Here is a 12,342-nt window from a genome sequence, read left to right on the forward strand (position 1 = left end):
ACTTCTTGCGCAATGAATCACCAAGGCCAAAAACAGACGAAAAAAAAGCGCCCATTGGGCGCTTTTCTTGAAACCTAGTCTTATCGACGTAGACCTAGACGCTTGATAAGGTCAAGGTAACGCTCAGCGTTCTTGCCTTTAAGGTAGTCTAGAAGCTTACGACGTTGGCTAACCATACGTAGAAGACCACGACGAGAGTGGTGATCTTTCTTATGATCAGCAAAGTGACCTTGAAGCTTGTTGATGTTGTGAGTAAGCAAAGCTACTTGAACTTCTGGTGAACCAGTGTCGCCTTCTTTAACGCCGTACTCAGCAATAATTTTCGCGGTTTCTGCTTTAGTTAGTGACATATCATTCTCCTAATATTAATGCTTCGCCGATCACTAATTCAGCAAAGCGGAATGAGCGCAGTATTATAATGACGTTTACATACTTAGCAAGCCATAAACCATCTTTATTTACAGACGCAGTTTCTATTGATAAACAACCCGGCGCTTCGGGTTAACAAACACTTCTTGTTTAGGGATACCTTGGTCTTTCGGGTCAAGAACCCCTTCCCCTACGCCTAAGAAAATACCACTGGTATCAGCACCGTGATAGACGCGATAAGATGTTCCCTCTTCAAGCGCTTCACTGCACATGCCTTTAACCGATTGGCCATTGTCAAAACGATTTCTTTCGGCTTCGTTAATGGTCACAAACGGTAGACGACTTACAGCGGTATCCATAGGAATAAGCAAGTCATCAAGCGCTTTGAAGTCATCGTCTTCTAGCGACTCCTGAATTTCAATTAACTTATCCAGTGACACCATTTTATCGGTAGGATAGTCAGCAACTTCAGTTCGATGTAAGCGGGTCACATAAGCACCACAGCCAAGGTTCTGACCTAAATCATCTACGATAGAGCGAATATAAGTGCCCTTGCTACATTTAATGCGCATTTCTACAAACGGCAGTTCAATACGCAGTACATCTAATTCATACACTTCAATATCACGTGGTTCACGCTCAATCTCTATGCCTTGACGCGCATAGTGATAAAGTGGCTTACCTTGATGTTTAAGCGCAGAGAACATAGACGGAATCTGTTTACTTTTACCCAAAAAAGCTAAACACGCTTTACGTACTTGCTCTTCAGTGACTTCAACGGGCTTCTCTTCTACCACTTCACCGTCGGCGTCAGACGTGGTGGTACGAACACCTAATTGAGCCGTAACTTCATAGGTCTTTTCGGCATCCAGAAGAAACTGGGAAAACTTGGTCGCTTCACCCAAACACAGCGGCAGCATACCGCTAGCTAGCGGATCAAGCGCGCCTGTGTGGCCCGCTTTGGCCGCTTTATACAGCCAGCGTACTTTCTGTAATAGTTGGTTAGATGAACCACCCAGTGGTTTATCAAGTAATACTATGCCGTTAATATCACGGCCCTTACGACGTCTTGCCATCTACTCCTGCTCTTGTGAATCGTCTTCATCGCGCTTCGACTCATCTTTAGCGATGGTCTGTGACACAAGATTAGAAATGCGCATGCCTTCAACAATTGATTTATCTTCAAAGAAGTGAAGATCAGGTACTGAACGCATGCGAATGCGTTTAGCAAGAATACTGCGAATAAACTTTTTGTATTCAGCTAGCTGCTTGATTTGGGCTTTGCCTTCTTCTTCAGTGCTGTTGTATATAGTCACAAAGATTTTCGCGTGAGCTAGGTCGCGCGATACATCTACATCAGAAACCGTAATTAAAGGCATATCGCCTACTCGGTGTTTGTATTCGTTTTGCAGAATGCTCGCTACTTCTTTATGAACTTGCTGAGCCACTCTGTCGGTACGTGAAAATTCACGAGCCATTGTACTCTCCTTTCCTTATTTAACGTAGGGCATGCTTGAGTCTGTTTACTTTATACAGACAAAAACGGGAGCACTCGGCCCCCGTTTTTCACATGCCGAATTAACTAAGGCAATTAAATTTCGCGTTTAACCTCAACGATTTCGAAGACCTCAATTTGGTCACCTACTTTCACATCGTTATAGTTCTTAACGCCGATACCACATTCCATACCGTTACGTACTTCTTGTACGTCGTCTTTAAAGCGGCGTAGTGATTCTAATTCACCTTCGTAAATTACTACGTTTTCACGAAGTACACGGATTGGGTTGCTACGCTTAACGTTACCTTCTGTAACCATACAGCCTGCAATTGCGCCCAGTTTCGGTGACTTAAATACGTCACGTACTTCGGCAAGACCAATGATTTCCTGCTTGAACTCTGGAGCAAGCATACCGCTCATGGCCGCTTTCACTTCGTCAATTAGGTGGTAGATAACGCTGTAGTAACGTAGGTCAATTTCTTCAGCTTCTAGTACGCGACGTGCTGTTGCATCGGCACGAACGTTAAAGCCTAGTACGATAGCGCCTGATGCAGCCGCAAGGGTTGCGTCAGTTTCGGTGATTCCACCTACACCACTACCTACAATATTAACTTTAACTTCAGAAGTTGAAAGCTTAACCAGTGACTCAGAAATCGCTTCTACAGAGCCCTGTACGTCAGCCTTAAGTACGATGTTAAGTTCGCTAACATCACCTGATTCCATGTTCGCAAACATGTTTTCAAGTTTCGCTTTTTGCTGACGAGCAAGTTTAAGTTCGCGTTTCTTCTGATGACGCTTCGCTGCTACTTCACGAGCTTTACGTTCGTCTTTAACAACTGCGGCATCTTCACCCGCTACAGGAACACCTGAAAGACCAAGTACTTCTACCGGCGTTGAAGGTCCTGCAACCTTAATTTCTTTGCCGTTTTCGTCGCGCATTGCACGAACACGGCCGTACTCTTCACCACAAAGTAGAATGTCACCCGCAAGTAATTGACCTTCCTGAACGAGTACTGACGCTACCGGACCACGACCTTTATCAAGACGAGATTCGATAACAATACCGCGACCAGAACCTTCAGCTACCGCTTTAAGGTCAAGTAGTTCTGCCTGAAGAACGATAGCATCAAGAAGCTCATCGACGCCCATACCCGTTTTCGCAGAAACGTTACAGAACTGGTGTTCACCGCCCCACTCTTCTGAGATAACTTCTAGTTGCGATAGCTCAGTTTTAACGCGGTCAGGATCAGCTGTTTCTTTATCCATCTTATTCACTGCAACGATAAGAGGTACACCCGCAGCACGGGCATGCTGTACCGCTTCTTTCGTTTGCGGCATTACGCCGTCATCTGCAGCAACAACAAGAATAACGATATCCGTCGCCGTAGCACCACGAGCACGCATTGCAGTAAACGCAGCGTGTCCAGGTGTATCTAGGAAGGTGATTTCACCGTTATCAGTTTGTACTTTGTAAGCACCGATATGCTGGGTAATACCACCCGCTTCACCATCTGCTACTTTCGCACGGCGAATGTAATCAAGCAGTGATGTTTTACCGTGGTCAACGTGACCCATGATGGTAACAACAGGAGCACGTGTCGATTTCTCGCCATCTGTGCCCTCTGCCAGCAACTCATCTTCAAGCGCATTGTCGTTTACAAGCTCGTACTTATGACCCATCTCTTCGATAACAAGTACCGCAGTGTCTTGGTCTAATACTTGATTGATGGTTGCCATCTCGCCCATCTTCATCATCGTTTTGATAACTTCGTTAGACTTAATAGCAAGTTTACTTGCCAGCTCACCAACTGTGATGGTTGCGCCAAGCTTAACAATACGCTCTACAGGAGCAGCTGGCTTGTTAAAGCCTTGCTTAAGGTGCTCACCGGCGTTTTTCTTAGACTTGCGACGACGGCGTGAAGAACGCTCAACTTGCATGTCTTCTTCGTCTTCTGCTTCTTGAGCATAGCGATTAGAGTGCAAGTGAACTTCTTCGGCTTCCGCTTTCTTACGACGCTCTTCTTCTTCTTTCCAGCGACGCTCGTTTTCTTCAGCAAGTTTACGCGCTTCTTCCGCCGCCTTTTTCGCGTCTTCTTCAAGTTTCTTTTGCGCTTCTTCTTCCTGTGCTTTACGCAGGCGCTCTTCTTCCTGACGTGCAGCTTCTGCTTCCGCTTTCTCAGCTTCAGTTAGCTCAGGCTCGTCTGCTTTACGGGCTTCAGCTTCTTTCTTAGCTTGCTCCGCACGACGTGCACGCTCTTCATCAGCAGCTTTCTTAGCTTCTTCTGCTTTACGCGCTTTTTCTTCAGCGGCTTTCTTCGCTTCAGCAGCTGCTTTCTCTTCTGCTTCGCGCTTCAAACGCGCCTCTTCTTCAAGACGCTTCGCTTCTTCTTCCGCTTGACGCTGCTGTTCTTCAACGTCGCTGCGCTTAACGTATGTGCGCTTCTTGCGTACTTCCACTTTCACTTCTTTAGACTTACCAACACTTAATGTGCTAGTTGTCTTACGCTTAAGTGTCATACGCGTTGGTTCAGCTGCGCTGCCGTGTTGCTTACTTAAATGATCCAATAGTTTCTGTTTCTCGTCTTCGTTTACCTGATCGCCGGCACTCTTAGAGATACCCGCGTCTTTAAACTGGCCAACCAATCGGTCAACGGTCGTACCAATGTCGCTGGCGAGCTTTTCAATAGATACATCTGCCATTACGTAATTTTCCCCCTGTTGACCTTACTCTTCTTCACTGAACCATACGATATTACGAGCCGCCATGATTAACGCACCGGCTTTCTCTTCGTCTAGTTCATCGATATCACTGATATCATCGGTACCTTGTTCTGCTAATTCTTCCAGGTCAGTAACACCGCGGCTGGCCAACACATAAGCCACGTGTTTACTCATACCTTCAAGATTTAATAAGGCTTCTGTAGGCTCTGCACCTTCAAGCGATTCTTCGTTCGCCAGTGCACGCGTGGTTAAGAAAGCACGCGCTCTGTTGCGCAGCTCTTCAACCATTTCTTCATCTAACCCTTCAACCGCTAGAAGTTCACTTGCTGGCACGTATGCCACCTCTTCTAGCGTTGTAAAGCCTTCATCTACCAAGACAGACGCAAACTCTTCGTCAATGTCCAAACCAGCAGTAAATAGATCAAGTACCTTCGCGTTTTCTTCTTCGTGTTTCTTGTTGAGGTCTTCAACCGTCATCACGTTAAGTTCCCAGCCTGTAAGCTGGCTAGCTAGGCGAACGTTTTGACCACTACGGCCAATTGCCTGAGCTAGGTTGTCTGCTTCAACCGCTACGTCCATGCTGTTGCTGTCTTCGTCAACAACAATTGACGCAACTTCAGCGGGAGCCATTGCGTTAATAACGAATTGCGCTGGGTTCTCGTCCCATAGCACGATATCAACACGTTCACCGCCAAGTTCACCAGATACGGCTTGTACACGTGAACCACGCATACCCACGCACGCACCTACTGGATCTAAGCGTTTGTCGTTAGTTTTAACCGCTATTTTTGCACGAGAACCTGGGTCGCGAGCAGCAGATTTAATTTCTAGCGTCTCTTCCGCAATTTCTGGAACTTCTAAGCGGAACAGTTCAACTAGCATGTCTGGGTGCGTACGGCTGATAAACAACTGTGCTCCACGCGCTTCTGGACGGATAACGTAAAGAAGTCCACGTACACGGTCGCCCGGGCGGAAAGTTTCACGAGGAAGCATATCATCGCGGTAAATAACGCCTTCAGCGTTATTACCCAAATCGATGATGATATTGTCGCGGTTTACTTTTTTAACCGTACCCGTAACAAGCTCACCCACTTTGTCTTCGTATTCAGCAATCATTTGCTGACGCTCAGCTTCACGTACTTTTTGTACGATCACTTGCTTTGCGGTTTGCGTAGTTATGCGGTCGAATTTGATAGATTCAATTTGTTCTTCCACATAATCGCCAAGTTGTATCTCTGGCTCGTCGATTTGCGCCGCAGAAAACGTAATTTCAGCAAATGGATTTTCTTGCTCTTGGTCATCTGGGATAACCAACCAGCGACGGAATGTATCAAAGTCACCAGACGTTCTGTCGATGCTTACACGAACTTCAATTTCGCCTTCGTTTTTCTTTTTGGTTGCGCTAGCAATTGCAAACTCTAGCGCTTCAAAAATTTTCTCTCTAGGCACTTGTTTTTCATTTGAAACGGCTTCCGCCACTAACAAAATTTCTTTATTCATTTTCGCCTCTCTTATGCTTTCGTCGATGAAAGCAGAGCTGTTCCGTTAATCGAACGTGGGAACAACGTTACCTTTTTCGATATTCGCCACAGCTAACTGGAACTGCTGGCCATCCACTTCAATACTTACGATGCCGTTTTCACACGCAAGTACTTTGCCTTTAAAATTACGTCTGTCGTCCATTGGCATAGACAAACGAACTTGAACCACTTCACCCACAGCCTCAATGTAATGCTTTTCTTTGAAAAGCGGTCTGTCCATACCTGGTGATGACACTTCAAGGTTATATTCAGTGCTAATCGGATCTTCAACGTCCAAAATTGCGCTAACCTGATGACTTACATCTGCACAATCATCTACGGTAATACCGTTTTCATGATCAATAAAAACGCGAAGAATTGAATGCTTCCCCGCTCGTACAAACTCGATACCAACCAATTCAAAGCCCAGTGCTTCTACACCTGGCTCTAGCATTTCGGTTAGTTTCTCTTCAAGTTTTGCCAATGCAAACCTCCAAAAACGAAAAAAGGGCCTAAAGCCCACCTGTCATCACCCGGCTCAGCGAGGCTGACTCCAGGTTTTAATACAACAAAAAGCCCCGGACTAGCGGGGCTTTTATTAAAATTCTGAACCCATACCTGCCAATGTAGGCAGTTGCAAACTTATGGGTAAAACCACCGATAGGTGATAGCTTGCTAATGATAAGTGCGTTACTTTCCTTTAATGAGGGAGCCCGCTCTCATCACTCAATGCGCACATTATACGTATAGGCGGCGCATTAAGCAACAGCGAAAAGACTTAGCGGTTAGTCCTCATCTTTAAACTTGGCTTTTATGTCGAGTATTTTAGGCATAATTTCTATCATTAATTCGACCAGTCTTGGCTCAAAGTGATTACCCTTCTGACTTTCCATAAAATCGATGGTTTTTTCAATACTCCACGCGTCTTTATATGGGCGTTTGCTTGTGAGCGCATCGAATACATCAGCGATTGCACAGATACGGCCTTCAATTGGAATATCTTCGCCTGCCAGTCCTTTGGGATAGCCAGAACCATCCCACTTTTCATGGTGTGTCAGTGACACTGATTTCGCTACCTGCAACAACAGAGAATTGCCGCAATCACCAATGATTTCGGCACCAATTTCTGGGTGATGCTTCATGGTGGCAAATTCTTCGTCAGTTAACTTGCCCGGCTTTAGCATTATGCTATCGGCAATACCTATTTTGCCGATATCGTGCATCGGCGCCGCGTGAAGTAAAATTTCCGCCTGTTTGTCAGTGAGTCCATAAGCAAGCGCTAACTCTTTAGCATAATGGCTCATGCGCATAACATGCATGCCCGTCTCATTGTCTTTGTATTCTGCCGCCTTTCCCAAACGCTGGACAACTTGCAAGCGGCTGTCCAACAGTTCGTCTGCTTGTACCAAACTAAGGTGAGTTTTAACCCGAGCTTTTACAATGGCCGGAGATATTGGCTTTGTGATGTAGTCCACTGCCCCCGCCTCGAAGCCTTCCGTTTCTTCGTGTTCATCGTTTAAGGCGGTTACGAATATAACAGGGATGTGCCTTGTATCTGCTTGCTGTTTAAGCTGGCGGCATACTTCAAACCCCGTTAACCCTGGCATCATAACGTCTAGAAGTATTAAATTAGGCTGTCTTGTTTGTGCTAGCTTCAGTGCTTCCTCACCATTTCTGGCAAAAATTAATTGGTAATCACTGGCAAGAAGTTGCTTTAAAACCCGCAGGTTTACAGGCTCATCGTCAACGAGGAGTAAAGTAGGTTTTGTTATTTCAATTTCTAACATGCCATATCTCTGGGCTATTCTAATTCTTGTATTAATGAAGAAATGTGCTCGTGCGCCAATTCAAACTCAAAGTCATCTATATCTAAGAGAATTTGACCAATTTGCTCGTTGTGATTAGAGCACCCTATTTCTTTTAAAAATGACAGCTCCGCTTCATCTACCATATTCTGCTCTACACTATTGAGCATAGCTTTCAGGTGACTAAGGAGCAAAGCATTGTCTATACTTTCATTAATTGCATTTTCTGCATATAAAGGCGATTCGCTTAGCATCAACTCTATCTTCTCTAAAGCGCCGCGAAGCTGATTAACTTGTTCAATATCAATGATCGATTTCAGCGCCTGCGCTTCTATCTCTTTAGTGATACGGAAGAAAGTAGTTAGACATAGGTTACCCGACGTTCCTTTTAAGCCATGAGAAAGCGATGCTACCGCTTTATAGTCTTCTCTAATAGCTGCGTTCATCAACTCATCGACCTTTTCTCTACTTGTTGAAGTGAATTTGTCTACTTCCTGCAATACCGTCTCTACGCTTCCCCACAGACCAACAGCTTTCTTTAAATCTAAGGTAGCTTTATCGGCTTTAAACGCTGATTCTGAGTCATTTTCTATAGGTGTTTCGGCGGCATCAAAGGTATCGAGTTTAAGAACCCGCGCCACTTCTTCCATAAGTAAGCCAAAATCCACAGGCTTGTTAGCGAACCCTTCCATGCCGGCTTGTTGCGCCGCATGCTTGTCCTGCACTAAAACACTTGCAGTTAACGCAATAATAGGTGTTGGAAGTAACTGGTGTTCTCTCTCAAACTTACGGCGTTGCTTTGCGGCCTCTAATCCGTCTAAATTAGGCATTTGCAAGTCCATTAAAACAACGTCAAATGAAGCTGACTCCATTTTTTCTAACGCCTGAACACCGTCAGTAGCAGTATCTATCTGATGCCCTGCTCGAGTAAGGAGCAATGACAAAAGCTCTACATTTTGTTGTACATCATCAACCACTAATACATTTAACGTTGATTGAAGTTGGGTTGAAGTCGATTCTAAAGTATCAGGTGCATAGTCACTGACTTCAACCGCTTCTAGCGGCAACCTAAAAGTAAAGGTACTTCCTTTGCCTTTTTCACTGGTAACACAGATGTTTCCGCCCATAAGTTCAACAAGCTGTTTAGAAATAGTGGTTCCCAGGCCAGTACCGCCATATTTCCTACTCATTGACGCGTCCGCTTGCGAGAACGGGTCGAAAACGCGCTCCACTTGTTCTTGCGTCATACCAATACCGGTATCTGACACGCTAAAATAGACGAACTTATCGTCACCTCTTACGTTAATCGACACTTCACCTTCATGAGTGAATTTAACGGCATTGCCAATAAGGTTATTAAGGACTTGGCGCATTCGCTCTGGCACACCTCTGTAACCAGCGGCCACCGAAGAATCAACATTTAGGACTAGCCCAACCTTTTTACGCTTAGCTTCTAACCAAAATGTAGAAACGACCAAATCTAATTCTTCCCGAATAAGAAAGTCGCGGTAATCTAAGTCAAGCTTCCCCTTATCTAACTTTGCGCTATCCAGTATGTCGTTGAGAAGGTGCAGCAGTGAACGGGCAGAACGGTTTATCGTGGTTAGATGGGATTTCTGCTCTTCACGCAAGGACTCCCCTAACATTAAGTCGCTAAAACCAATAATCGCGTTCATAGGCGTACGAATTTCGTGACTCATATTAGCAAGGAATGCAGTACGTGCGGCAGCCGCTTGTTCAGCTTTGTCTTTCGCAGCCTTTAACTCATCTTCCATTACCCGCCTTTGGGTTATATCTGATATAAAACCGTCGACATACAGGATATTGCCATTATCGTCTTTTACGTGAGTACCATGCTCTGTTACCCACTTTACTTCCCCTGATTTAGCTATAATGCGATATTCATAAGAAAATACATCTTGTTCAGTATTGATTTTAGAGAGTCGTTCAACGTCATCAGGGTGATAAAGGTCTATAAACGAACGTTTCGGCTCTGGTAAAACAAAGTCGCTCGCCGGATAACCGGTAACTTCTAGCACAGCATCACTTACGAAAACCATCGGCCAGCCTGGCATATTCAAACATCGATAGGCCATACCCGGGATATTCGAGATTAAACTTCTAAACTTAGCCTCACTTTCACGTAGCGCATCTTCCATTTCTCTTCGTTTTCGAAGGTCTGAAGCAAAAAAAACAAATACGGGCTTACCTTCTATTTTTGTGTAGCCAACGCCTAGACGTGCCGGAATTCGTTCCCCGCCCTTACGGATTATCTCAACTTCCCTTCCGGTACCGATAATTTGTTCAGTTGGCACAACGCGTTGGCTAAAAAAGTCATCGCTATATACATGCCGTCTTTCAGGCGGAACCATATCAATGGCTTTCATTCCTACAATTTCTTGCTGGGTATAACCATAAATTTGCTCTACAGCAGGGTTCGCTGTTTTAACAATTCCTTTATCATCTACGGTCAGGATGGCATCGACAGCATTATCAGTGATGGCGCTTTGAATTCGTTCACTTTCTATTGCGCGCAACATTACATCGCGATATTTAAATAAAAGGCTAATCCCCAATACCATGGTAATAAGCACCAGTGTTACGATAGCAATAGAAATAGCTAGATAGACGGCGATATTTGACGACTGGCCGGACGTTTCCATACCCGGTGGTAAAACAAATCTTGCCGCAGCCATACCAGTATAGTGCATACCCGCAATAGCCAACCCCATAACAGTGCTTGCGAGCACAGCGTGCTTACCCAATAACTTTCTACTTTTGGTTGCGGCAGTAATCCCAAACTTAATCCATAGCGACAGCATAGCTAAACAAACAGCAACTACGATAGAAAGCACAAATACACCAAGGTCATAGCGAAGAAGCGGCGCCATCTCCATTGCAGCCATACCACTATAATGCATGGTTCCTATCCCAGCTCCCATCAATACGCCACCTAAAATTACTTCAGCAACGCTTATACGGGTTTTGATCAAAAGATTCAGCGCTACCCAAGCTGCAGCTACGCCTGGAATTGCCGAAAGTGCAGTTATCAAGGGGTCGTAATCGATAGGTAAACACAAGTCAAAGGCGGTCATGCCTAAAAAGTGCATTGACCAAATACCGCCCCCTAGGGCTATGCTACCTGTACTAAGTAAAATATTACGTCTTAGCTTGTCATCAGTGACGGCTGCTTGCCCTGCAACGTTAAACGCCATGAATGAAGCAAAAATAGCGACTAATAAAGACAGGACAACAAGGGGAAAGTGATAAGCGCCTTCAATTAACGCGGCGTGTTCATCAAACGTAAAAAAGCGAGCAATCATGGCGCGGCCAAACTACCTATAAGTTTAATTATTCAATGGTGGCATAACTTTAACTTAGCATACATAGGCTATGTTGTGCGGAAATTATTTCTTTGAAACTACCTTAATTACCGCCAGTTAAATCGAGGGAATGTTTACGGACTGCACAATCAGAAAAGAAAAAACCCAGCAAAAGCTGGGTTCTAAAAGTGGTTGCGGGAGCAGGATTTGAACCTACGACCTTCGGGTTATGAGCCCGACGAGCTACCAGACTGCTCCATCCCGCGACTGTACGGTACATATTGCTTGCGCAATATTATTTAGTTCTGGTTTTACAAATTGGTTGCGGGAGCAGGATTTGAACCTACGACCTTCGGGTTATGAGCCCGACGAGCTACCAGACTGCTCCATCCCGCGATTGTACGGTTAAAGCCTGCATTTGCAGTGCTTTGAAATCCTGGTTATTTTCTGTGGTTGCGGGAGCAGGATTTGAACCTACGACCTTCGGGTTATGAGCCCGACGAGCTACCAGACTGCTCCATCCCGCGCCAGAAAATTAACGTTGTAACCGCTGCGTTTTGTGCCTCGCTTCAACGTGGGGCGTATTATACATAGAGACTTAATCAACACAAGTGCTTAGCATCGAAATATTTCATTTTTCTGACTGTTAGCGGCTTAATTAACCAACATGCTCAAAGTTAATACAAATTAACGGTAAAACAAGCTCATTTAAAACAGTCAACTACCCAAACTATTTAAATTTTTCCATTTTTTCAGCAAGTGAAAAATCGAGATCCGTTAGCCCATCAGCATCATGAGTGGTCAGGGTAACTTCTACTTTGTTGTATACGTTAAACCATTCAGGATGATGCTTCAGTTTTTCCGCCCAAATCGCGATTTGCGACATCCACCCAAATGCACGGATAAAACTTTTAAATGTAAATGTTTTTTTGATGCAATCACCGCTTCGCTCCCAATGCGTGCCGTCTGTAACTAAATCATTAAGTGCAGCCAGTTTAGTCGTAATAGTATCTTCCGATAGCTTTGTCGGCATTATTATCTCCCAGTAGGTTTCTATAAGTCTTTTACTTACTCTAAATAATGAGAGTTAGATTAGAAAAGAGATA

General features: G+C 44.8%; 9 protein-coding genes and 3 tRNA genes. All 12 read right to left on the bottom strand.

Annotated features, from left to right (window positions below):
- Window positions 1–80 precede the first annotated feature (80 nt).
- Window positions 81–350: a 30S ribosomal protein S15 gene (gene rpsO / locus ACXAFM_RS19225; RefSeq protein WP_012518257.1), complete on the bottom strand. Its 270-nt coding sequence runs from the start codon at window positions 348–350 to the stop codon at window positions 81–83.
- Between the two features lie 123 nt (window positions 351–473).
- Window positions 474–1,445: a tRNA pseudouridine(55) synthase TruB gene (truB, locus tag ACXAFM_RS19230; protein ID WP_474835826.1), complete on the bottom strand. Its 972-nt coding sequence runs from the start codon at window positions 1,443–1,445 to the stop codon at window positions 474–476.
- Window positions 1,446–1,847, bottom strand: a complete 402-nt coding sequence (gene rbfA, locus ACXAFM_RS19235) for a 30S ribosome-binding factor RbfA (RefSeq protein ID WP_118495169.1) — start codon at window positions 1,845–1,847, stop codon at window positions 1,446–1,448. It lies immediately after the preceding gene.
- A 113-nt stretch (window positions 1,848–1,960) separates the two neighbouring features.
- Window positions 1,961–4,567 carry a translation initiation factor IF-2 gene (gene infB / locus ACXAFM_RS19240; RefSeq protein WP_474835828.1) on the bottom strand — a complete coding sequence of 869 codons (2,607 nt, stop codon included), beginning with the start codon at window positions 4,565–4,567 and terminating at the stop codon, window positions 1,961–1,963.
- 24 nt (window positions 4,568–4,591) lie between these two features.
- Window positions 4,592–6,088, bottom strand: a complete 1,497-nt coding sequence (gene nusA, locus ACXAFM_RS19245; RefSeq protein WP_474807202.1) for a transcription termination factor NusA — start codon at window positions 6,086–6,088, stop codon at window positions 4,592–4,594.
- Between the two features lie 45 nt (window positions 6,089–6,133).
- Entirely contained in the window at window positions 6,134–6,592 is a 459-nt protein-coding gene (gene rimP, locus ACXAFM_RS19250; protein ID WP_118495172.1) for a ribosome maturation factor RimP, read from the bottom strand.
- Window positions 6,593–6,893: 301 nt separating this feature from the next.
- Window positions 6,894–7,895, bottom strand: coding sequence for a response regulator (locus ACXAFM_RS19255; RefSeq protein WP_474832052.1), 1,002 nt, complete (start codon window positions 7,893–7,895; stop codon window positions 6,894–6,896).
- A gap of 14 nt (window positions 7,896–7,909) precedes the next feature.
- Window positions 7,910–11,236, bottom strand: a complete 3,327-nt coding sequence (locus ACXAFM_RS19260; protein WP_474835829.1) for an MHYT domain-containing protein — start codon at window positions 11,234–11,236, stop codon at window positions 7,910–7,912.
- Window positions 11,237–11,425: 189 nt separating this feature from the next.
- Window positions 11,426–11,502: transfer RNA gene (locus tag ACXAFM_RS19265), tRNA-Met, on the bottom strand.
- Between the two features lie 53 nt (window positions 11,503–11,555).
- Window positions 11,556–11,632, bottom strand: a tRNA-Met gene (locus tag ACXAFM_RS19270).
- A gap of 54 nt (window positions 11,633–11,686) precedes the next feature.
- Window positions 11,687–11,763: transfer RNA gene (locus tag ACXAFM_RS19275), tRNA-Met, on the bottom strand.
- 203 nt (window positions 11,764–11,966) lie between these two features.
- Window positions 11,967–12,269: a 4a-hydroxytetrahydrobiopterin dehydratase gene (locus ACXAFM_RS19280; RefSeq protein WP_474835831.1), complete on the bottom strand. Its 303-nt coding sequence runs from the start codon at window positions 12,267–12,269 to the stop codon at window positions 11,967–11,969.
- Window positions 12,270–12,342 lie beyond the last annotated feature (73 nt).

The organism is Alteromonas sp. ABD4_190, from assembly GCF_056160105.1.

Bases quoted from the DNA above. Each gene is read 5' to 3' on its own strand.
- rpsO (WP_012518257.1), bottom strand. From the start codon at position 350: ATGTCACTAACTAAAGCAGAAACCGCGAAAATTATTGCTGAGTACGGC.
- truB (WP_474835826.1), bottom strand. From the start codon at position 1,445: ATGGCAAGACGTCGTAAGGGCCGTGATATTAACGGCATAGTATTACTT.
- rbfA (WP_118495169.1), bottom strand. From the start codon at position 1,847: ATGGCTCGTGAATTTTCACGTACCGACAGAGTGGCTCAGCAAGTTCAT.
- infB (WP_474835828.1), bottom strand. From the start codon at position 4,567: ATGGCAGATGTATCTATTGAAAAGCTCGCCAGCGACATTGGTACGACC.
- nusA (WP_474807202.1), bottom strand. From the start codon at position 6,088: ATGAATAAAGAAATTTTGTTAGTGGCGGAAGCCGTTTCAAATGAAAAA.
- ACXAFM_RS19255 (WP_474832052.1), bottom strand. From the start codon at position 7,895: ATGTTAGAAATTGAAATAACAAAACCTACTTTACTCCTCGTTGACGAT.
- ACXAFM_RS19260 (WP_474835829.1), bottom strand. From the start codon at position 11,236: ATGATTGCTCGCTTTTTTACGTTTGATGAACACGCCGCGTTAATTGAA.
- ACXAFM_RS19280 (WP_474835831.1), bottom strand. From the start codon at position 12,269: ATGCCGACAAAGCTATCGGAAGATACTATTACGACTAAACTGGCTGCA.